A 22,483-nucleotide genomic window follows, 5' to 3' on the forward strand; every position below is an offset into this window, starting at 1 on the left:
ATTACTTATCACCAGAGGCATGAAAGGCATTACCAAAAAATAAGGCATTGCTTAGTAATCGGCTCGTACCGTACCAGTAACCACGGAACACAGGGTTATCTGTCATACCTATTACACTGCCTTTGCCATATGAATGCGCAATTAGGCCAGCAGCACCCGCTACTTGCTCTACGTTTACGTCATCAGTAAAGCCAGCTAAAAGCGGCTTATCTGTGTAAGTAAGCACATTAACAAAAGGTGAGTCTGATTTCTCAAGTAGCCAAGTGCTATTCTTAAATACTGGTAATGTATTACGGTTCAGCGAATACGTAAGTGGGTGAGATAAATCTACAGAGGTATTAAAAATTGCGCCGGCAATACGCTGACGACCAGCTAAGTCATCTTTATCAGCATAAGTAAGCCCTGTTGTATCAAAGGCACTGGCTACATCGCGACGAGATAAGTAGTTTGCTTTCAGTAGTTGCTGATCAGCTAAGAACTTAGCACCACCTTTATGACCCCAAATAACACCGCCTTTACGAACCCATGACTTAATAGCAACTTTAGTCGCATCATCAAGGCGATTGAAATTTCCGTGCGCTAAAATAATATGGCTGTAGTTTTCAAGGTCGATGTTACCTAAGCGCTCCATTTCGATAATGCTTGGCGCGGTGCCTACAAAACGATCTAAGTAATACCACACTTCACCAAGTTCATACTGGCTGGTTCCTTGACCACCCACTAGCAATACTTTAGGTGCTTTCACAACCGCCATTGCACGAGAACCTAAATCAGCCCCCTTCACCGTTAAGCCCGAACTAATTGGTGTAATTTCAATGCCAAACTCATTCTGTGCTTGGTTTAAATAACTAACCCAGTTGCTATCAGTTTGCAGACCAGCAGGAACAAGAATACTACCTGGTTCAAACGCTATTTCACCTGATGGCGTTTTTGCTGTAAGTGGGCTTAATGCCACGCGTGCTTTCACACCTTGTTCAAGCAAGCTATTAAGCATTTTTGGCGCTAGGTAATCATCCCATTTAAATGCATAGGCATAGCTTTGCGGTAATGCTGCAAAGCTTGACTTAACACTTTGCTGCCAAGGCATTTTTGCCACATTTAAGCCCCAGTTGCTGCTTACCTTTGCAAATTCTAAATTAAAGGCATGAGCAAGTGTCCAGCCAGATACATCATAAAACGTATTATCAACAAAACGCTGTTGCTCACTGAAAATCGCTTTAATTAAACGAAATTGTGGCTGTGCTAATGGCACATAATAGCTCTGCTCAGAAAAGCTTTGCCCGTTTACTTTTAACGGCTCTTCTAACATGTACGCATTGATTTGGTGTTGTCTCAATAAATCAAGGAAGTATTGCATGCGGCTTTGATCAGCGCCGCCTTTAACTACATACCCTTTAAAATCTTCATCACCAGCAAGATCAACTGCTTTGTTATAAAATTTTGCTTGATAATCAAGTAAGTCTGTACGGTTATCAATCGCCGCTTGGAACGTCGATAAGCTTGTTAATAACTGATTTTTAATCGTAAACGGGAAGCTTAACGGGCCGTTAATAGTTTCTTGTAAGTGACCACGCGAGCTCGCTTGTTCAAATAAGATGCCTACACCGCCATTGACGTCTGGGTAAGTTGAGCCTTTACCATAGTAAAAGTCATCAAAGCTTTCTTCTGTGAAGTAAAGTGCATTGTGCTCATCAAGTGTTTTTGCATGATAGTTTGCAATGGCTTTAGTCAGCGTGACATTTTCTTCAGGCGTAATTGGGTGCTTACGAGTTGGGATCCCTGGTTGGAAAAAGTAAGTGCTGTTTGGGCCCATCTCATGAAAGTCAGTTAGGATATTCGGTTTCCATTGGTGGAACTGTGCAATACGCGCACGCGATTCAGGGTGCTGCAGTAACAACCAGTCACGGTTTAAATCAAACAAGTAATGGTTAGTACGACTACTTGGCCAACTTTCGATATGCTCGCGAGTTTGTGGATCTGATGATAACTTCATGCCACGGTTGCTGTTTGCCCAATTTGCAAAACGCGCTAAGCCATCAGGGTTTAATGATGGGTCTAGTAAAATAACCGTGTTGTTAAGTAAGGCATCGATTTCTGGCCCCTGTGCAGCTGCAAGGTAATACGCAACGAGAAGCGATGCGTTGCTGCCTGATGATTCATTACCGTGAACACTGTAACCCATCCAAACAACCGCAGGCTGTTTGCTTGAGTCACTCGCTTCACCATTTAGGCGAGCCAAATGCGCCTTGCGGATTTGCTCAACTTGGCCAAGTTTGTCGGACGCTGTAACCGTTAGCATCACCAGTGGACGCTGCTCATGAGTGCGACCGATTACTTTAAAGTTCATTCGGTCACTTTTTTCAGCAAGAATTTGCATATATTGCACAAGTTGATCGTGACGTACATGCCACTCACCCACTTCGTAACCTAACACCTGTTCAGGGGTCGGAATACTTGGGTCAAATTTCACATCTTGTTCAAAGTAATAAGAAAGAGGTTTTGCTAATGCGCTAACGCTCACTAGCATGGTTAATATTGTTATTATGAAACGCATAGATAGCACCCGTAATTATTTGATGTTTTAACGCTACCATTCGATAAAATAGATGCAACTTTTTACGCTCAACACTGGCGACAACACGATGAGCGGAGTATGATACACAGTATCCGAGTAATTTAGTCAAGTATAGTCCGTTTTATGATCTCTATTTCTGAATCTGCACAATCTCATTTTGCTAAACTTTTAGCAGACCAAGCTGAACAAACAAACATTCGTGTGTTTGTAGTAAACCCAGGTACTTCGCAGGCTGAGTGTGGTGTTTCTTACTGCCCAGAAGACGCCGTTGAAGCGACTGATATTCGTCTACCATTCAATGGTTTTGATGCCGTTGTTGATGCAGAAAGCGCCCCTTTCTTAGAAGAAGCTGAAATCGATTTTGTAACTGACAAAATGGGTACTCAGTTAACGCTTAAAGCACCAAATGCGAAAGCACGTAAACTTAGCGATGATGCATCACTACAAGAGCGTGTTCAACACATGCTTGAAACCGAAGTTAATCCTCAGCTCGCTAACCACGGCGGTCAAGTAAGCCTAGTAGAAATTACTGCTGACGGTATCGCGGTACTGCAATTTGGCGGTGGCTGTAACGGTTGTTCAATGATTGACGTCACACTTAAAGAAGGCATCGAGAAAGAAATGATCGCCAAGTTTGACGAAATCAACGGTGTAAGAGACATTACTGATCACCAATCTGGTGAGCACTCTTACTACTAACCGGTATATTAAGCATGCTTAAAAAATGGGTATTTCGCTTAGGCAGCGACCCCAAGTTAAGCTTAAAACGCTTTCTTCGCGGCCTAGCACTGTTTGTGCTAGCCGTGATTTTTATTGCCATAGGTTACTATGGACCCGCACTATTTCAATTAATTGGCCTAGTCATACTAGCTGTGGCTTTATTCTTTGCTGGTTGGGGCTACTTAGGTATTTTTGCCAACCGCTTTGCGCAAGTTTTAGAGCGCTCTTCACCCAAAAATCACGACCCTGATTTGTGGAAGTAATTTAATCTAATAATTGCTGATTATTGACAATTTTACGGTAGCGAAACCACAACGTTAACCCGCGCATTAGCATAAAGCTGGTCATCGCAAACCACAAACCATGATTTTGCCAGCTACTCACTACCCAAAACAGTCCAAAAAAGCCCACTAGAGCACTAAATAGCATAGTATTACGCATGTCTTTAGCACGGGTTAAACCGACAAATACACCATCAAATAAGAAGCAGCCCATCGCCGCGATAGGCAATATAATCACCCAAGGAAGGTAAACCGTTGCAAGGCTGATAACTTCGGGCACATCGGTGAGTAAGCGAATAATTGCCTCACCAAATAATAAAAATATAAGGCTATAAAACAACGCAAATAACCCGCCCCAAAACAAGCTCAAATTAACCCATAACTTAATCTGCTTAGCGCTGTGCTCACCTTTCGCTTTACCGACCTTTGCCTCACTTGCATAAGCAATACCATCAAGCGCAAAGCTCACCAACATTAAAAAGTTTAGTAACACGGCATTAGCCGCTAAGGTTGTTTCGCCGATACGTGCGCCATAAAAAGTCATAAAGCTAAAACATAGCTGGAGTGCTAATGAGCGAATAAAAATATCGCGATTTAAGCTTACTAAATCAAGTAACTTAGCAACACTTAACCAGGCTTTCACAGCAAGGTTAACACCTTGTTTTTTAGCTAGTTGTGCAACTAACATAAGTGCATAAGCAAGGGCGATATAATCAGCGATTAAAGACGCCCACGCAGCTCCAGCCACACCCCAATCAAGAAACACCACAAAATAAATATCAAGCACAATATTGGTTATATTGGTGATAAGTAATAAATAAAACGGCCCTCGACCATAATGAACACCTAGCATCCAACCAAGTAAAACCAAGTTACACAAAGCAGCGGGTGCACTAAAAATACGAATCGAAAAATAGCTATTTGCTTGTTCTAAAACAGCTTCATTCGCATTTGATAAATATGCCATTAAGGATTGAATAGGTATACTCAGCGCTATTAATAACAGCGCTACCGCTGTTGCTAGTAACAAGCTGCGCTTTAATAGCTCAGCAAGTAAGGTGTGATCGCTTTTACCATAGGCCTGGGCAACTAATCCTGTGGTGCTCATGCGCAAAAAGCCTGCTAGCCAAAATAATAACGAGATAACTGCTGAACCGAGCGCAATACCAGCTAAATAGTGAGCGCTTCCTAAGTGGCCGATTACAGCGGTATCAACTAAACCTAACATTGGCACGGTAATATTTGATAAAATCATCGGACCGGCTAATAACAGTAAACTTTTATGGTGTGCCTTATGACGTTTAAGAAAATGTTTCATTTAGTATTTGCAGTCCTGTTAGGTTTATCTTTGCGTGCCCATGGCGCAGTCATTCTACAGTATCACCACGTCAGTGAAAGCCTTCCTGCGGTAACCAGTGTCAGCAGCGAAACATTCACTGAACACATGCAATATTTAAAAGATAATAACTTCAACGTTATTCCATTAGATGAACTCATTACCTCGTTACAAGCAGGCCAACCGCTAACAGATAAAACCGTCGCAATAACCTTCGATGATGGCTACAAAAATAACTATGAAGAAGCTGCGCCCATCTTAGAAAAATTTGACTATCCGTACACTATTTTCGTAAATCCCGAGCTAATTGATGAAGGCAAAAGCTATGTAATGACGTGGCAGCAGTTAAAGGAGCTATCGAAAAAAGGCGCCTTAATTAGCAACCACACACAAGTTCATAATTACTTACACCGCAAACAACCAGGCGAGACTGAAGAAGTATGGCTTGCACGTACTAAAGAAGACATTTTATCTGCCCAGCAGCGCATTAAAGAAGAAATTGGCCATGATTACAAATACCTTGCTTACCCTTATGGCGAGTTTAATAACTCACTGCAACAACTAGTAAAATCGCTAGGATTTGTTGGTATAGGTCAGCATTCAGGGGCTGTAGGTATCCATTCTGACTTTACCCGGTTACCACGCTTTCCGGCATCGGGCTTTTATTCAAAGCTTGATACGCTTGCCACTAAACTCGACTCTCAAGCATTCACTATCAAACAGCTCAGCTATTCAGATAGCGTGACGGACGAAAACCCGCCAAGTTTAAGCATTCAATTTGATATGCAGGACTTTCATAAAAGCCAGTTTGCTTGTTATGTATCAGGTATTGGTCAAGCTGATTTAACCTGGCTTAGTAAAGATACGGTGAAGATCACATCACCTGAAAAGCTGAAAAAGGGCCGCTCTCGCTTTAACTGCACGGCCCCTTCTATCGCGAAGAAAGGCAGCTATTATTGGTTCTCTCAACCTTGGGTTATTGTACCTTAACCGCTTGTTTTAGCATTTGCGCTGTGATTTTATCTAGGCGAACCACTTCATTAGCCGCATTAAGCTCTACAGCGGCTTTTGGCATGCCCCATACCACAGACGATAATTCATCTTGCGCTATGGTGTAGGCTCCTGCTTGATTTAATGCTAATAAGCCTTGCGCGCCATCACTGCCCATACCGGTCAATAACGCCGCTACTGTCGCTTTAGGGCAAGCAACGACGAGGGAGTTAAATAGCACATCGACTGCTGGGCGATGGCGATTAACCAGCTCACTCGAATCAAGCTGACAAAACAGGCCTCCGGCTTTTTTCACCACACTCAAATGCTGATCGCCCGGTGCAATATACGCCCAGCCAGGTTGTAATTTATCGCCATGTTCAGCTTCTTTAACGTTTATTTTGCACGTTCTATCCATGCGCATCGCAAACGAAGTACTAAAGACCGGCGGAATATGCTGAGTAATTACAATCGGTGGGCAATTTTCTGGCATGCGCACGAGTACTTCTTTAATTGCCTCGGTGCCACCCGTTGAAGCCCCAATGGCTAGTACGCTATTGGCCTTAAATTGCAATGCTGTTAAAGAGCTATCGTCTTCAACTTTTGTTTCTTTAAAAGCGCGTATTCTGGCACCTGCGGCAGTGCGAACTTTTTGATGTAATAAATGGGCATAACGCTGCAGGTTTTCTGTAACATTGATGGTTGGCTTAGCAATAAAATCAACAGCACCAATTTCAAGGGCTTCCAATGTGATGGGTGAACCTTTTTGAGTTAATGTTGAAATCATTACCACTGGCATTGGTCGCAGGCGCATCAAGTTTTTCAAAAAACTTAACCCATCCATTTTCGGCATTTCGATATCTAATGTTAAGACATCGGGATTAAGGCGCTTAATTAAATCTCGGGCTTGATAAGGGTCTTCTGCCGCACCAACAACTTGAATGTCTTGCGCTTGCTCGAGAACTTCCTTGAGTAAACCACGGATCAGAGCAGAATCATCAACTATGAGTACTTTGATCATATGCTCTCCTAAAATAATTCAATATCCGTTTCTGCATCTTGCTGCTCAATATCGTGTAAGTATTTAATTTCACGTTTTTCGAGTTTATCAGAGTGCAATTCACGCATTTTTTTGACCTGAGCCTTGCCTGTTTGCGGATCAAACATCACCTTACGTGGCCAAGGTCCGCCAACATCATGGGATACTAAATCCAAACCCTCTTCAAGTACATAGGCATTTGCAAAACGAATGTTGCCAACACCAATATCTGTCATTGAACGGATTATTTTCCCGCCGCCAAACAGCTTTACTTTGAGGTTGCGTCTAGAAGCACCATTTTTTAGGATTTCATTGATCAAGTACTCCATTGCCCAGTTGCCATAACGACAGTTAAGGCTGTGTGCGTTGCTCGGATCAACGCCTTTTTCTGCTGGCAGCATAAAGTGATTCATCCCACCAATGCCTAATCCTTCATCGTAAATGCATGCAGCAATACATGAGCCTAGCACCGTTGTAATTAGCTCATCAGACTTGGAAACATAAAACTCGCCTGGTAATACTTTAGCAACCACTTTATGGCGCTTGCCATCCCAAAACCGCTTAACGTGATCAAAACCGGGAAGTACAGGTTTAAAATGACTACTCATAGACCACCTTTTTGATAGATAGTTTGGCCTAAATTCTTAAACTCTTTATGGTCTTTACCCAGTGTTTCGGAATGCCCCAAGAATAAATGACCTGAATCGGTCAACAAATCGTAATAACGTTTAAATAGAGTATCTTTCGTCGGCTTATCGAAGTAGATAACTACATTGCGACAAAAAATAACATCAAACGGCCCTTTCATAGGCCAGCTTTGTAATAAGTTTAGACGTTTAAAGAAAATATTCTTTTGTAGTTCGGGTTTTACTTTATATAACTGACCGTCATGGCTTTTTAGAAACCAGCGCTTAAGTTGGCTTTTGTCTAAACCATTCACATTGGCAGCGGTATAGGTGCCAGCCTGTGCTTTAGCAAGCACATTTGAGTCTAAGTCAGTAGCTAGGATTTTCACATCCCAGTCAGATGGGAATAAACCGCTTAAGGTCATAGCAATGGTATAAGGCTCTTCGCCGGTCGAGCAACCAGCAGACCACACCCTTACACGCTTTTGTTTAGCATTACTAATCAGCAGTTTGGGGACTATGGTATTTTTTAGATAACTAAAGTGATGTGGCTCACGAAAGAAAGAAGTCAGATTAGTGGTTATGGCATTAATAAACTCACTAAACTCTTGCTCTTTATTCTCTTCAAGAAAGTCTAAATATTCTTTAAAGTTCTTAAGCTTATGTTGGCGAATACGTCTTGCTAAACGCGAGTAAACCATCTCGCGTTTGTGTTCTGCTAAGACAATGCCGCAAGCATCGTACACTTGTGACGAAATAGCTTTAAAATCACTATCCGTTAATAAAAACTCTTTCATGAGCCTGACCCTGCAGCTGTAACATTAGATGCAATTAACTAGTTAGAATTTAGTTGGGAAGAGTTTTAAAACTCTTCCCACTCATCACTAGGGTCAACAAAGTTATTGCCTTTTGGCGCTGAACGCACAGGTGAGCTTGGCGTTTTAGGAGCTGGGGCTGAACTTGCGCGGCTTGTAATATCCATCTCGTTATTTGATAACGAGAAGAAGTTTAATAAGCGGCTCATATCATTCGCTTGCTCAGCCATTGATTCACCTGCGGCAGATGCTTGCTCAACTAAAGCAGCATTTTGCTGAGTCATTTCATCCATTTGAGCAATGGCTTTATTAACTTGTTCAATACCAGAGCTTTGCTCTTCAGAAGCTTGAGCAATATCAGAAATCATTGCTGTAACTCTTTGCACCGCCGTAACAATTTCTTGTAATGTTGAACCCGATTCATTAACCAGTAATGTACCATCCTCAACTTTGCCAACACTGTCTCGGATCAATTCTTTGATTTCTTTTGCTGCAGCAGCTGAACGTTGCGCTAAATTACGAACCTCACCAGCAACAACCGCGAAACCTCGGCCTTGTTCACCTGCTCGTGCAGCTTCGACAGCGGCATTCAGCGCAAGTAGATTTGTTTGGAAAGCAATTTCATCAATGACACTGATGATGTCTGCAATCTTCTTACTTGATTCATTAATTGCTGACATACTGATTACAGCGCGATTTACAACTTCGCCACCTTTTTGTGCTTTAGTACGTGTTTCTTCAGCAAGTTCATTTACTTCTTTAGCATTATCAGCATTTTGACGAACTGTACTGGTCATCTCTTCCATGCTTGATGCTGTTTCTTCAAGTGATGAAGCCTGCTCTTCTGTACGTTGACTTAAATCAGCATTACCTTGCGAGATTTCTTCTGCACCACTAGCAACCAGCGTTGCTGAGGTATTAATGCGATTAATCACTTCAGTAAGCTTATCAGCCGTGGCATTTGCATCACGTTTTAACTTATCGAATGAACCTTGATAGTCTTGCTCAATACGTTTTGATAAGTCACCGTTCGCCATAGCATCAAGCATATTGCCTGTATCTTTTACTGCATCATCAACAATGCTGACAAGGCTATTTAAGCCCTGTGCCAGGCGTAAGAAGAAACCTTGTTTACCCGCTTCTTCTACACGGGCTTCTAAGTCACCACTCCCCGCAGCAGCAACCAGACCCGCAATTTCTTTTTCAATCGCCACTTCAGCAGTTCTGTCTTCCCACTCCACAACCGTACCAATACGTTCGTTTTCTGGGGTGAAAATAGGGTTTGCAACCAAGCCAAAAGTACGACCGCCAACTTGAATTTCCGTGCTGTAAGTATCACTTAACTTAGCCAGCATGTTGCGCTGATGTGCTGGATTTTTATGGAACACATCGATATTTTGACCCACTAGATTATTACTATTGAAGTTAGGTAAGTCTTTACGTAAATCACTTTCAGCAATTTTCATCATGCTCAGAACAGCGTCGTTCATATAAATAATGTTGTTGCTAGAGTCAGCAATCATGGTATTAGTTGCCACACGGTCTAACGCGCGTCGAACACGAAGATTCTCTTCAGCTTCACGTTTTTCCGCTTCAGCTTTATTTACGCTATCAGTAATATCTTGCCACTCAACAATAGTACCTAAACGCTTACCCGAAGCGCTCACCCAAGGAGTCGCAATCAAGCTAAAAATAAGCCCCGCCAAACGCAATGTGGTTTTGTATGGTTCAGATAATGTTTTGAGTAATTCACGTTGGTGTGATGGTTGTTTATGAAAATCATCAACACACGTACCCACTAAATTCGCCACAGAGAAGCCAGGTAGCACTGTTTGTAACGCTGATTCGCGAGCTTGCAGCATTTGCTTTACTTGCTCATTAACGAAAACAATTTTTAAATCATTATCGGCAATCATCACATTTGCTTGGCAAACACGCAGCGCATTTGATAAATCGGCATCTCGTTTTGACTGACGTTCAAGTTCTTTTTGCGGTGTAATGTCAGTCGCAAATTTGATAACTTTAGTGACATTGCCATTGCTATCAATAATTGGGTTATAGGTACCTTGGATCCAAACTTGTTTGCCATTTTTACCGAAACGCTTAAATTCATCAACAAAGAACTCACCGCTGCGTAATCGCTGCCAAAACTGTTGATACTCTGGGCTTTGCGACTCTTGTTCAGCAACAAACATAGAGTGGTGTTGCCCTTGGATCTCTTCGAGTCGGTAACCCATGGTGTTTAAGAAATTAGCATTGGCAGTTATGATCTGCCCCGACGGTTGAAACTCAATCATCGCTTGCGACTTTTTAAGCGCCGCAATAACTAAATCACTTTCCGACTCAACATTTTTAGGACTGCTAAACCATCCCATACCCTTCACCTTCTTGTTAATCTACCCAGTTAAATGTCCATTGTTTTTTGTAGGTCAAGTAATGCGACCATTTTCTCACCCACATTGACTAAACCCGCAACAAATTGCGCGTTGTCTGAGTCAGACAAATGTGGCACTGCCTTCGCTTCATGCTCAGCAATGCTATAGACATCCGAGACGGCATCAACGGCGATGCCCATAATTTTACATGTATTTTCAAGCTGTACTTTTAGAACAATTACAACGGTTAACGGCCCGTATTCGATGGCTGAAATACCAAAACGAAGCCTTAAATCAATAATAGGCACTATAGTGCCGCGCAGGTTGATAACCCCTTTGACGAAATCTGGTGAATTAGGGATCACCGTAATTTCTTCCCAACTGCGAATTTCTTGCACCGTTAAAATATCAACACCATACTCTTCTTCAGCCATGAAGAAGGTTAAAAACTGTTTTACATCTTGATCTTGTTCAAGGTTTAGCTTGTTATGCAGGTCGTCGTGCTGTGCAATCATGACGCCTCCAAATTCGCTTTTGATTCAATAATCAATTCTTGGCTCCCAGGCTTTCTAAGCCCAGATAATTTAATCAAACCACTAATATCAACAATCAAAGAAACACGACCATCCCCTAGAATTGTCGCCCCTGAGACACCATCAACTTTTTGATAATTGGCCTCTAAGCTTTTGATTACCACTTGCTGTTGCGACAATAAGTCATCAACCAATAAACCTACTTTTTGGTTGTCACTCTCAACGACAACCAACAGGGTTTTATCAAGCGTTTCAATCGCCCCTTTATGATTGAAAATATTATAAAGCCTTAAGATTGGAATATATTCGTCACGTAAACGCAGCACATCTAAGTCTTTGCCTACTCGACTCACTTTACTAATATCGATTTGCAATGACTCAATTATCGAAATCAGCGGGATAATGTAAGTGTGCTCAGCAATTCGGACTAACTGCCCATCTAAAATAGCCAACGTTAGCGGTAGACGAATTGTAAATGTCGAACCTACGCCTGGTGCAGAAGCCACTTCAACAGAGCCACTAAGTGCTTCGATATTTCGCCTTACTACATCCATACCAACGCCACGACCTGATAAGTCGCTGACTTGATCGGCTGTAGAAAATCCTGGTAAGAAAATAAGCTCATTGATTTCGTTATCAGACAACTCATCGGTTTCTGAAATTAGGCCGTTTTTAATTGCCTTTTCACGAATTTTAGTGGTATTCAGGCCCTGACCATCGTCCATAATTTCGATAACGATATTGCCACCTTGATGAAACGCATTGAGCGTTACAGTACCAACAGGGTCTTTTCCCGCTGCAACGCGTTTATCAACGGTTTCTAAACCATGATCTAAGGAATTTCTCACTAGATGCACCATGGGGTCAGAAAGTTTCTCCATCACCGTTTTATCTAGTTCGGTTTGTTCACCAAGTAATTTAAGCTCAACTTGTTTATCAAGCTTTTGCGAGATATCGCGTACTAAGCGAGGAAAGCGACTAAACACAAAGCTGATAGGCAACATGCGAATACGCATGACATTTTCTTGTAAGTCACGGGTATTATGTGCCAGTTGTGCTAAGCCCTCTTGTAATGAGGCTATAGTTGCTTCAGTGATCTCTTGCTCACCCAATTGACTTAACATCGCTTGGGTAATCACTAATTCACCCACCATGTTGATCAATGAATCAACTTTGTCGATACCAACCCTGATTGAGGTTGATTCTGCATTGGCTGTGGTTGCTTTAACTGGCGCTGGCTTTTTCGTATCAGTGATTGGTTTAACTGCTGCTGGTTCAGCCTCTTGCGCTGGCGCAGCCTCTTCAGCAACAGTTTCAACAGCGGCAACCTCTTCATCACCAAACAAACCACCACATAGCGTAATGGTGATATCAGCATCATCTTCAACCCACTCGAAAATTTCTTCGATGCAGCTTTGCTCTTTGTCTGTGGTTAAGAAAAAGCGCCACGACAAAAAACAATCTTCAGGGGCAAGGTTAGTAATATCGGGCACATCATCTTGAAAGGCTTGTGTTTCAAGTTCTCCCAATTCCGCTAATTCACTGATCATGTAAAGTGGTTCATTACCGGTTTTAAATAAATGATGGTGTGGTTTGAAATCGATTTGATAGGTGTTAAAGCTGCTTTCGCTAACAGCTTCTTGCGTTGGCTCTGGTGCTTTACTTGCAGCACGCATACCAAGAATTTCTTCAAATTTAATACGCAATTCATCAGCTTCAGTTAGATCTGGCTGCTGCTCAGCTTGTAAAGTTCTGAGTAAAGCCCGTAAACAGTCAACTGATTTTAAAAGTAAATTTACATGCTCAGCAGTAAGATCTCGTGAACCTTCACGAATTTGATCTAAAAGGGTTTCGAGAACATGAGTAAAGTCTGCAACAGCACTAAAACCAAAGGTACCGCTGCCTCCTTTTATTGAATGCGCAGCGCGAAAAATTGTATTTATGGTCTCTAAGTCTTCTTCGCCAGGCACTAAGTTTAATAACTCAGCCTCCATAGCGTCGAGTCCTTCGAAGCTTTCTTCGAAGAATACTTCAAAAAATTGGCTTAGATCTATACTCATGCCCCGCTCCTATTATTAGCGAATCACTTTTTTCAATACCGCTAACAATTGCTCAGGATTAAATGGCTTAACAATCCAACCAGTTGCACCAGCAGCTTTACCTTCAGACTTTTTATCAAGACCCGACTCTGTGGTCAGCATCAGTAAAGGTGTGAACTTATAATTAGGTAAGCTACGTAATTCACGAATAAGGGTAATGCCATCCATTACCGGCATATTCACATCAGAAATAACAGCATCAAAGCCTTGTTGTTTTGCGATATTTAAAGCTTCGCTGCCGTCTTTCGCTTCTGTCACATCAAAGCCAGCTTTTTTAAGCGTAAAACCAACCATTTGGCGCATAGATGCAGAATCGTCTACTGCTAAAATTCTTTTCATAAAAACCTCTTAATTGGCATTCTCAAGCACAAGATAATGGCTTAAGCCCAAACTATTAATTGCCTGTTGCAACGGCTTACTCTCGCCAACCCAAATAATTTTGTGTTGCACCGAAAGCAAATGCTTCTGTAATGCACATAAAAGCTGAATTGATGCTGTGTCAGCACGGGTCACTTCACTGATATCCAAACAGATATCATCATTTGCTGATAACTCTTGGAGCAAATCTTGATGGAGTGTTTCGACCTGACTAATAGCTAATTCTGTAGGGAGCTTTAACATTACTTATACCTTCCCTGCTTTAAACAATTCATAACAAAAGCTTAGACTGACTAAATAAAAATGCCATAATTTGAATCAAAAAATAGTAAAATTTTTTAGTAGCTTAGACATTTATATCAAAAAAGGAAGCTTTTCTTTTGCGGAAAATGACTCCCTTAACCAAGAAAGTTTACTTTGCGTAATAATCTGCTATTTTTTTGAACTCTTCAGTCAAAGTTGTGGCGTTTATTAATGGCACGCTGCCTTGTTTAAATTCAGGCTTAAAAATCGCACGTACCGAGCCATCGCCATCAACCATCACTACCGACGCGCTATGATCAACGGCATACTCTTGCTCATCACTATCGTTAATTGCGTAAATTAAGCCAAGCTCTCTAACAAATGGAAAAAGTTGCTTGTGCGGACCTGACACAGCAAGAAAGTCGGGATTGAAGTAATCAATGTAGGCTTTGCGCTTTTCGGTTGTATCACGTTTTGGATCTACGGCAACAAACCATACCTGCACTTTGTAATCTTGGCTTAGCTGCTTTTGCACTGCAGTTAACTTCGCCAGTGTCATTGGACATATATCAGGGCAACTGGTATAGCCTAAAAAGACCAAATTCCAATGCCCCATAAACTGACTGTTATCAGCGGGCGCACCATGTTGATCGGTTAATAAAAACGGACTAATCGGCTTTGCCTGCTCATAAACCAGTGCTTCGACTTCAGGTGCGCTGTTGTTTTTACCACAACCGGTTACAAACAATACCGCACTGAAACATAAAAAAGCGACGATTCGCGTCATAAAACTAACCATTTATCAATGAATAAGGCGATAAAGAGTAGCATTAAATGCACGATTGAAAAACGAAATAAGTCCATTGCTGTATCATCTTTTGGGGCAATTTTTAGTTTTAACGCTTTATAAATGAATATCGCGTTTAAAACGCTTGCACCTAATAAGTAAATTAGCCCTGACATGCCAATTAAATAAGGCAGCACACATACCAAAGCAAGCAAAATGCTGTAGCCAACAACGCAAGTTTTACAAAATTCGATACCGTGAGTAACAGGCAACATAGGAATTTTTGCCCGCTCGTAATCACTTTTACGTGCAATCGCCAAGGCCCAAAAATGCGGGGGAGTCCAAGTAAATATAATCATCACTAACAGCCAAGGAGCCGCGGCCATATGGCCTGTTTCAGATACCCACCCTAGCAACGGCGGCATAGCACCTGCCAAACCACCAATAACAATATTTTGCGGTGTGGCACGCTTTAAAAATGAGGTGTAAATAAAGGCATAGCCGACAAGCGCAAACAAAGTAAGAATGGCGGTGAGCGTATTCGCCCATACCATAAGCATAACAAAACCTAGTATTCCTATAGTTGCAGCAAAGCTCAAAGCATGTTGTTTACTGAGCCGACCTTTTGCCACAGGACGATGACGTGTACGTGCCATTTTGCTGTCGATTTCACTATCAACAACATGATTGATCACGGCAGCAGCAGCCGACAGCAAGCCAATACCTAGCAAGCTTGCAAGCTGCACAAATACCCCTCGCCCAACATCGGGAGCCAATGCCAAACCAACCCAAGCAGTGAGTACAAGCATGGCAACTACTTTAAATTTACTGATAGCTAAGTAATCTTTAAGTAACTCTGAGCTTTGAATAAATAATGATTTTTCTGAGCTTAGTAATAATGCCATCACAGCCTCCTAGGTTCTTATTTTTAAGTGGAAGCATAGTCGTACCATGCTAAGCAGTAACAATGCGGCCATTAGGTTGTGCGCAAGCGCTACACTTAACGGGAAGTGCCAGTGCACAACAGCTAGGCCTAAACAGATTTGGCACAACAAAGCGATTAATACAGTGACTGTGCAGTGCTTAATTTTTCGAGAGTAACAGCGTGAATATATGCGCCACATGATCAGCGCTAACACCACACAAGTAACCAGCGCCCAAATACGGTGTAGCAGATGAATAGACATACGCGCCTGCTGCGATAAAACGCCATATTCATAGGTGCTGTGCTCAAGCGGTAGCTGAAACACACTCTTCAAAGAAAACGGTTTTCCGTAGCTACACAGCGGTAAGCCATTACAATGCGGAGCGGCGTAATTTGCTGCAAGCCAGCCACCCAACGCAATTTGCAGTATTAGCACCACCAAGCCCACCAGCGCTAACTGATAATATGGCTTTGCGCCGCTATCACTGCTAGCAACAGGGTCAGTCTTTAAACGTAGATACAATAAAAACAGCAACGACAAGATACTAAAACCGCCGAGCAAATGCCCCATAACAACCAAAGGCTGTAGGTTCATAGTGACAGTCCACATGCCCAATACGGCTTGGAATACCACCAATAATAATAGTGCTAATGGCAGTTTAACCGGCGTATTTGGATATTGGCGTTTTAACCAGGCAAAAACAAACAAGGCTAAAATAAGTAAACCAAGGGCACCGGCAAAATAGCGATGGATCATTTCTTTCCATGCTTTTGCTGCTTCAAACATCATATCAGGGTAGTTTTGTTCAACATGTAACAGAGCAGTTTCATGTTTTGGCACAGTTAAAAATCCATAGCAACCAGGCCAGTCAGGGCAACCAAGCCCAGCATCACTCAGCCGTGTATAGGCACCAAGCCCAACAACTAAGATAGAGAAGAAAACCGTAATTAAGACTAAATATTTATAATTTTTATACATCTTTATCCCCTTAATGAGGTTTAACTTGAACGCGCATAGTTAAGTAGTTTCTTTAAGTCTTTAAGTAAGCCTTTTTGAATCAGTCTGTTTTGTTCTGGCTCAGCCGTGTAGGGGTAATGCAAAACCACTAAGCCCATGTGATCAACCAAGTATAAGTCTCCCGCTTTGAGCGCAGGACTTACTGCTAATTGACGCCAATTTGCCGATACCTGCTGTTGATTTGTCAGTACCGCCACATCCACTTTTTGCTGATTTTTACCTAAAGCGACATATAGGTTATCTAGACTTGCTAATTGGTTTGCACAAACTTCACTGCACTCTTTTGGATAATTAAGCGCAATTGTCCATTGTTTAGGATCGCCTTGTTGCCAATCAGCTAATTTAACTTCTTCGCTTAAAAGCTCACCATGATTACTCGAACCACTCGGTAACCACTCAAGCTTTAATGCTGCATAAGCAAGTGCCAGCGGCACAAAACAGCATAAAACGAATAAACTAAGCGGGTTTATTTTCATAACCTCTCCTTCTCATCGCAAAATAAGCAATAACAACACACGCTAAGCCGATTAATAACCACTGCACGGCATAGGCGTAATGTTTATCTGGCCCCATCACGACACTCTGGTAATGCGGGGTTGCAATACCATCTGCTTCATTGCGATAACCAATAAAGTCTTGTAAGGGCTTTGCTAATTGAGCACTAAAAATTGCTAAGTCGATGCCTTGAATACGCTTAGGCCAGCCTTGCTCTGCACCAATCTCATCGGCAAGTGTGAAGCCTTGTAAGTTGCCTTGTTTCAATTGCACAGTAGCCGTAAAGCTTGTTGATTCTGGCCACACAACGGTTGGCAACTGGCTACGGTTTGTTGGAGCTTTTAGCCAACCAAAGTTAACGATTAAAGGCACGCTTTCACCTGCAATTGTCATCGCTACTAGTAAGTCATAGCCCACTTGCCCCTGATAAATTTGATTATCAAGCAGCCAGTAATGTTGTTTATTTACCTCGCCAGAGACTTTGACTTGCAAGCCCGTTTTGTTCAGCTCACTAGGTAAATTTTGCAGTTCTTGCCAGCTCAAAACGCCTTGCTCTTTCGAAACGGCTAACTGGCTTAGTTGCTGCTGTTTTTGCTCGCCTCGCTGGTATTGCCAAACGCTTAGTCGCAAACAAATAAGCACTGCAAGTATCACAACGCAAATTGCGATAATTGAGCTAAGCTTTTGTTTACGCCATAAAATTAACTGCATTTGGAATACCTAATATGATTAAAATCATTATTGTTTTGTTATTACTTTATATTCTGTTCAACCTATTTAGAGCGCTGTTTGTGATGATGTCAGCAAAAGAGCACTCGAAACCCATGTCGCATTACTTAGGTCGTCGAGTGCTGTTTTCAGGTATTGTGCTGGTGCTCATCATTGCCGCAATGAAATTGGGCTTTATTCACACCAACCCGTCGCCGCTTCACAAAGCTACAGCACGTACACAAACACAAATAAACACAACCACACCACATCAACAAAGTGCCAATACCAAGCAGCCGCTTGAAAGGCAAAATGCTTTTCACTCGTGAAGTGGCCTTTAAAGATTCTGAGCAGCACCACAAATAAAATAATGGTGCCTAGTGTCACGTGCATACCGTGAAATCCTGTTAACAAGAAAAAGGTATTCCCATAAACGCCCGCATCTAAGGTCAAACCTAAATCTTGGTAAGCATGCATATACTCGTAAACTTGTAAGCCAAGGAAAATCACACCTAACAGCACGGTTAAAGATAAAAATACCTTTAGGGCGCCGCGCTTATTGTTTTCTATCGCAACATGAGCAAAGTGAATTGTGACCGATGAGGTAAGCAGAATAAGCGTGTTGATCAGAGGTAGACCTTGCCAACCCATAGCCTGTGTGGTCTCACCCGCTGGCGTAGTTAATAACGGCCATACGGCTTCAAAGGTTGGCCAGAGCACTTCGTTGGTCATGGCATTATTACCAGCACCACCAAGCCAAGGCACCGAAATCATACGTGCGTAAAAAAGAGCGCCAAAAAATGCCATAAAGAACATAACCTCAGAGAATATGAACCAGCTCATACCTTGTCTGAAGGAGCGGTCCATTTGTGCTGAGTAAAGCCCTTTATGAGACTCTTCAATAACGTTTCTAAACCAGCTAAAAACCATATAAATTAATATGGCAATGCCTAGATACAAGACATACTGGCCACTACTGCCCTCACCACTTACTTGCATCACAGTTAAACCAGCACCAACAGCAATTAAAAACATCGCGATGGCACCAACTATTGGCCAAGGACTCTCGGCTGGAACATAGTATTTTTCATAATTTTGATTCATTTTGTTTGCTCCCAATTAGCAATTAGCTTGGCGGCTTTTAATCGTTTTTAGCCACAACATGCCCGCTAATATCAAACACGGTATACGACAACGTCAGTTCCTCAACATCGTCGGGTAACTCAGTATCAACATAAAACAACAAGGTAAATTCCATTTCTTCACCGGCTTTCATTGGCTGCTGATCAAAGCAAAAACAGGCTATTTTGTGTAAGTACTTTGCCGCTTTACCCGGTGATACTGATGGAATTGCTTGCATGACTTTGTCTTCATTACTGGTGTTCTTTGCTGAGAATTTAACTTCACGCATGGCACCAGGTTGTACCGCTACGCTGTATTGCTCAGACTGCACCTTAAATGGCGCGCCGCTTTGGGCGTGAGTGGTAAAGCTGACATCAACTTGGCGCTGTGTATTTATTGATTCACTCGCGCTCGCTTTTTCTAATGATGGCTTACCATTCAACCCTGTAACGTCGCAAAACACGTCGTAAAGCGGCACCATTGCAAAAGCAAATGCGAACATGAGCAAGCATGTAATCAGCAGTTTTTTTAGCAAAGGTGCATGGTTCATTACTTAATCTCCGGCGGTGTTTCAAAGGTGTGATAAGGCGCTGGAGAATCGACTTCCCACTCTAAACCTTCAGCTCCATCCCATACTTTGGCAGGTGCCTTTTCGCCACCTCGAGCGCATTTAAATACCACCAATACAAACAACAGTTGCGATAAGCCAAATGCAAAACCACCAATACTGATAATGGCGTTAAAGTCAGCGAATTGCAGAGCATAGTCAGGAATACGACGCGGCATACCAGCAAGGCCAACAAAGTGCATAGGGAAGAACAAAACGTTGACACTGATTAGCGATAACCAAAAATGCCATTTTGCCAGCGTTTCGTTGTACATGTTGCCAGTCCATTTCGGTAGCCAATAATAGGCTCCCGCCATAATTGAGAACACAGCCCCCGTCACAAGCACATAATGGAAGTGAGCCACCACAAAATAGGTATCGTGATACTGAAAATCTGCTGGTGTAATCGCAAGCATCAAGCCAGAGAAACCACCTAAGGTGAATAACACTATAAAGGCGATGGCAAACATCATCGGAATTTCGAAGCTAATCGAACCTCGCCACATGGTGGCCACCCAGTTAAACACTTTAACGCCCGTTGGTACCGAGATAAGCATGGTGGCGTACATGAAAAACAACTCGCCTGCCACAGGCATCCCTGTGGTAAACATATGGTGTGCCCAAACGATAAAACTTAGCAGCGCAATCGATGAAGTTGCATACACCATAGACGCATAGCCAAATAGCTTTTTGCGCGAGAAGGTCGGTACGATAGTCGATATAATGCCAAAGGCCGGCAAAATCATGATGTACACTTCGGGGTGACCGAAGAACCAGAAAATATGCTGGAACATCACAGGGTCGCCCCCACCGGCTGCATCAAAAAAGCTGGTTGCAAAGTATTTATCGGTCAACACCATAGTGACCGCCCCTGCTAGAACAGGCATAACAGCAATTAACAAAAATGCAGTGATTAACCATGTCCATACAAATAGCGGCAGCTTCATCCACGTCATACCTGGCGCTCTTAAGTTGACGATAGTCACGATAACGTTAATCGCCCCCATAATTGAGCTGATACCCATAATATGTACAGCAAACACAAAAAGTGCAGTGTTATCGTTGCTGTAAGTTGTTGATAGTGGTGCGTAGAAAGTCCAACCAAACGCAGGACCACCACCAGGCATGAGTAACGAAGCCAATAGGATTAAAAATGCGAACGGCAATATCCAAAAGCTCCAGTTATTCATACGTGGTAAGGCCATATCAGGTGCGCCTATCATCATAGGTACCATCCAGTTTGCAAGCCCAGTAAATGCGGGCATAACGGCACCAAACACCATGATCAAACCATGTACGGTAGTCATTTGGTTGAAAAAGTGCGGATCAACTAACTGTAATCCAGGCTGAAACAGTTCAGCGCGGATCACCATTGCCATCGCTCCACCAATTAAAAACATAGTGAGTGAAAAAATCAGGTATAAACTACCAATGTCTTTATGATTGGTGGTGTAAAGCCAACGCTTAAAACCTTTAGCTGGATGATGATGGTCGTGATGCGCATGCCCTGTTGCTTGCTCGTTAATAACATTACTCATTAGTTCGCCTCCGCTGCTGCATCAATCGCGGCTTGAATTTGACTCGGTTGGATAACATCGCCGGTATCATTACCCCACGCGTTTCGCTTATAAGTAATAACCGCAGCAAGTTGCTTAATTGAAAGCTGTTTATCAAACGCTTGCATTGCTGTGCCAGGCTTACCGTGTAACACGATATCTATGTGATCTTTTACATCACCTAATACAATCGGGCTGCCTTTAAGTGCTGGAAAAACGCCTGGTAAGCCCATACCGGTAGGTTGGTGACATGCAGCACAGCTTGCCATATACACTTGCTCACCTAAGACCATAAGCTCTTCTTTCGGTAATGTTTGATCAAGCAAAGCAGCATCTGCTGCGGCCGCATTGGCTCTTTCTTGCTTGGCATCTGCAAGCCAATTAGCAAATTCATCTTCAGGTAAGGCTTTCACCACAACAGGCATAAAGCCATGATCTTTACCGCATAACTCAGCACATTGACCACGGTATACTCCTGGCTCGTTAATACGTGTCCACGCTTCATTGATAAACCCAGGATTTGCGTCCTTTTTAACCGCAAAATCAGGCACCCACCATGAATGAATTACATCGTCTGAGGTCATTAAAAAGCGAACTTTTTTATTGATAGGAAGTACTAGCGGTTTATCTACTTCAAGCAAATAATGCTCAGTTTTCTCTGCTTGGTTGTCTATTTGATCTTTAGGAGTAGATAGAATCGAGTAATAAGCAATGTCTTCACCCATGTACTCGTAATGCCACTTCCATTGTGAGCCAGTCACTTTAATGGTGATATCGGCTTTAGAGGCATCTTCCATGGCAATTAAGGTTTTTGTGGCAGGCACAGCCATGGCGATTAAGATGACAAATGGAATGGCAGTCCAAAGTATTTCAACTTTTGTACTTTCATGAAATTGGGCAGGCTTGGCCCCTTTGGATTTACGGTGGTGTATTAAAGCCCAAAACATCACCGCAAATACGATGATGCCGATTACACAGCAGATAATAAATATCGTCATGTGTAACTCATAAACATTATTACTTATATCGGTCACCCCTTTACGCATATTGTATTGGCTATTTGCCAATGCAAGCTCAGGAAGTGCAAACAATATAAGCCACAAGGCGTAACGCAGTTTACCCATGTGACGGCTCCTTTAGATGCTATTGCAAGACGCAAAGCGAAAAGGCGATACAACAAGGTGCCCATTCGTTTTTCTTATTGTTCAGAGCGACTACGTATCATTTTGACCCACTTATGATACCGACCCCATGA

At 42.5% G+C, this 22,483-nt stretch carries 23 protein-coding genes; 4 read left to right on the plus strand and 19 right to left on the minus strand.

Going from position 1 to position 22,483, the window contains the following annotated elements; translation table 11 throughout:
- Position 1: 1 nt before the first annotated feature.
- Complete coding sequence (locus tag HUS61_RS09660) at positions 2 to 2,554, minus strand: M14 metallopeptidase family protein (protein ID WP_175083003.1); 2,553 nt, start codon at positions 2,552 to 2,554, stop codon at positions 2 to 4.
- 144 nt (positions 2,555 to 2,698) lie between these two features.
- On the opposite strand from HUS61_RS09660, the gene nfuA reads away from it, so the two are divergent.
- Both nfuA and HUS61_RS09670 read left to right on the plus strand, forming a co-directional pair.
- A complete protein-coding gene (gene nfuA, locus HUS61_RS09665) occupies positions 2,699 to 3,274 on the plus strand; it encodes a Fe-S biogenesis protein NfuA (protein ID WP_054554437.1) in 576 nt (191 codons plus the stop codon).
- A gap of 14 nt (positions 3,275 to 3,288) precedes the next feature.
- Positions 3,289 to 3,558: a hypothetical protein gene (locus HUS61_RS09670; protein WP_054554438.1), complete on the plus strand. Its 270-nt coding sequence runs from the start codon at positions 3,289 to 3,291 to the stop codon at positions 3,556 to 3,558.
- Position 3,559: 1 nt separating this feature from the next.
- Here the strand turns inward: HUS61_RS09670 and dinF are convergent, their stop codons facing one another.
- A complete protein-coding gene (dinF, locus tag HUS61_RS09675) occupies positions 3,560 to 4,894 on the minus strand; it encodes an MATE family efflux transporter DinF (protein ID WP_175083004.1) in 1,335 nt (444 codons plus the stop codon).
- Here dinF and HUS61_RS09680 point away from each other — a divergent pair.
- On the plus strand, positions 4,871 to 5,902 hold the full coding sequence (locus tag HUS61_RS09680) for a polysaccharide deacetylase family protein (RefSeq protein ID WP_253039418.1): 1,032 nt from the start codon (positions 4,871 to 4,873) through the stop codon (positions 5,900 to 5,902). The genes dinF and HUS61_RS09680 overlap by 24 nt on opposite strands.
- Here HUS61_RS09680 and HUS61_RS09685 read toward each other — a convergent pair.
- The 13 genes from HUS61_RS09685 to HUS61_RS09745 form a co-directional block, all read right to left on the minus strand.
- Positions 5,889 to 6,923, minus strand: coding sequence for a chemotaxis response regulator protein-glutamate methylesterase (locus tag HUS61_RS09685; protein WP_175083005.1), 1,035 nt, complete (start codon positions 6,921 to 6,923; stop codon positions 5,889 to 5,891). The genes HUS61_RS09680 and HUS61_RS09685 overlap by 14 nt on opposite strands.
- An 8-nt stretch (positions 6,924 to 6,931) precedes the next feature.
- Entirely contained in the window at positions 6,932 to 7,549 is a 618-nt protein-coding gene (cheD, locus tag HUS61_RS09690) for a chemoreceptor glutamine deamidase CheD (protein ID WP_063702436.1), read from the minus strand.
- Positions 7,546 to 8,364, minus strand: a complete 819-nt coding sequence (locus tag HUS61_RS09695) for a protein-glutamate O-methyltransferase CheR (protein ID WP_062564789.1) — start codon at positions 8,362 to 8,364, stop codon at positions 7,546 to 7,548. Before HUS61_RS09695 ends, cheD begins: the two co-directional genes overlap by 4 nt.
- 65 nt (positions 8,365 to 8,429) lie before the next feature.
- Positions 8,430 to 10,757, minus strand: coding sequence for a methyl-accepting chemotaxis protein (locus tag HUS61_RS09700; protein WP_175083006.1), 2,328 nt, complete (start codon positions 10,755 to 10,757; stop codon positions 8,430 to 8,432).
- A gap of 29 nt (positions 10,758 to 10,786) precedes the next feature.
- The gene (locus tag HUS61_RS09705; RefSeq protein WP_054562868.1) at positions 10,787 to 11,272 is read right to left on the minus strand and encodes a chemotaxis protein CheW; all 486 of its coding nucleotides are present in this window, start codon (positions 11,270 to 11,272) and stop codon (positions 10,787 to 10,789) included.
- A complete protein-coding gene (locus HUS61_RS09710; RefSeq protein ID WP_175083007.1) occupies positions 11,269 to 13,350 on the minus strand; it encodes a chemotaxis protein CheA in 2,082 nt (693 codons plus the stop codon). Before HUS61_RS09710 ends, HUS61_RS09705 begins: the two co-directional genes overlap by 4 nt.
- A gap of 15 nt (positions 13,351 to 13,365) precedes the next feature.
- The gene (locus HUS61_RS09715; protein ID WP_054562870.1) at positions 13,366 to 13,728 is read right to left on the minus strand and encodes a response regulator; all 363 of its coding nucleotides are present in this window, start codon (positions 13,726 to 13,728) and stop codon (positions 13,366 to 13,368) included.
- Positions 13,729 to 13,737: 9 nt separating this feature from the next.
- The gene (locus tag HUS61_RS09720; protein ID WP_054562871.1) at positions 13,738 to 14,010 is read right to left on the minus strand and encodes an STAS domain-containing protein; all 273 of its coding nucleotides are present in this window, start codon (positions 14,008 to 14,010) and stop codon (positions 13,738 to 13,740) included.
- A gap of 169 nt (positions 14,011 to 14,179) precedes the next feature.
- On the minus strand, positions 14,180 to 14,797 hold the full coding sequence (locus tag HUS61_RS09725; protein WP_239962335.1) for an SCO family protein: 618 nt from the start codon (positions 14,795 to 14,797) through the stop codon (positions 14,180 to 14,182).
- Positions 14,794 to 15,702 (minus strand): heme o synthase, encoded by a 909-nt coding sequence (gene cyoE, locus HUS61_RS09730; protein WP_054562873.1) that lies wholly within the window; start codon positions 15,700 to 15,702, stop codon positions 14,794 to 14,796. Before cyoE ends, HUS61_RS09725 begins: the two co-directional genes overlap by 4 nt.
- Before the next feature lie 9 nt (positions 15,703 to 15,711).
- Positions 15,712 to 16,701 carry a heme A synthase gene (locus tag HUS61_RS09735; protein WP_175083009.1) on the minus strand — a complete coding sequence of 330 codons (990 nt, stop codon included), beginning with the start codon at positions 16,699 to 16,701 and terminating at the stop codon, positions 15,712 to 15,714.
- A 20-nt stretch (positions 16,702 to 16,721) separates the two neighbouring features.
- On the minus strand, positions 16,722 to 17,216 hold the full coding sequence (locus tag HUS61_RS09740) for a hypothetical protein (protein ID WP_054562875.1): 495 nt from the start codon (positions 17,214 to 17,216) through the stop codon (positions 16,722 to 16,724).
- Positions 17,197 to 17,946 carry an SURF1 family protein gene (locus HUS61_RS09745; protein ID WP_063527545.1) on the minus strand — a complete coding sequence of 250 codons (750 nt, stop codon included), beginning with the start codon at positions 17,944 to 17,946 and terminating at the stop codon, positions 17,197 to 17,199. The genes HUS61_RS09740 and HUS61_RS09745 overlap by 20 nt, the downstream gene beginning before the upstream one ends.
- A 14-nt stretch (positions 17,947 to 17,960) precedes the next feature.
- Here HUS61_RS09745 and HUS61_RS21805 point away from each other — a divergent pair, with 14 nt between their 5' ends.
- Positions 17,961 to 18,272, plus strand: a complete 312-nt coding sequence (locus HUS61_RS21805; protein ID WP_082710866.1) for a DUF2909 domain-containing protein — start codon at positions 17,961 to 17,963, stop codon at positions 18,270 to 18,272.
- Here HUS61_RS21805 and HUS61_RS09755 read toward each other — a convergent pair.
- From HUS61_RS09755 to coxB, 4 genes are read right to left on the minus strand one after another with little or no spacing between them, the layout of a single operon-like run.
- Positions 18,172 to 19,047 carry a cytochrome c oxidase subunit 3 gene (locus HUS61_RS09755; protein ID WP_054562877.1) on the minus strand — a complete coding sequence of 292 codons (876 nt, stop codon included), beginning with the start codon at positions 19,045 to 19,047 and terminating at the stop codon, positions 18,172 to 18,174. The two genes, HUS61_RS21805 and HUS61_RS09755, sit on opposite strands and share 101 nt — an antisense overlap.
- A gap of 37 nt (positions 19,048 to 19,084) precedes the next feature.
- Positions 19,085 to 19,615, minus strand: a complete 531-nt coding sequence (locus HUS61_RS09760) for a cytochrome c oxidase assembly protein (protein WP_054554454.1) — start codon at positions 19,613 to 19,615, stop codon at positions 19,085 to 19,087.
- Positions 19,615 to 21,210, minus strand: coding sequence for a cytochrome c oxidase subunit I (gene ctaD / locus HUS61_RS09765; RefSeq protein WP_054554455.1), 1,596 nt, complete (start codon positions 21,208 to 21,210; stop codon positions 19,615 to 19,617). The genes HUS61_RS09760 and ctaD overlap by 1 nt, the downstream gene beginning before the upstream one ends.
- Positions 21,210 to 22,352, minus strand: coding sequence for a cytochrome c oxidase subunit II (coxB, locus tag HUS61_RS09770; protein WP_175079387.1), 1,143 nt, complete (start codon positions 22,350 to 22,352; stop codon positions 21,210 to 21,212). Before coxB ends, ctaD begins: the two co-directional genes overlap by 1 nt.
- Positions 22,353 to 22,483: the final 131 nt, after the last annotated feature.

The organism is Pseudoalteromonas sp. 0802, assembly GCF_013350085.1.
Classification (GTDB): domain Bacteria; phylum Pseudomonadota; class Gammaproteobacteria; order Enterobacterales; family Alteromonadaceae; genus Pseudoalteromonas.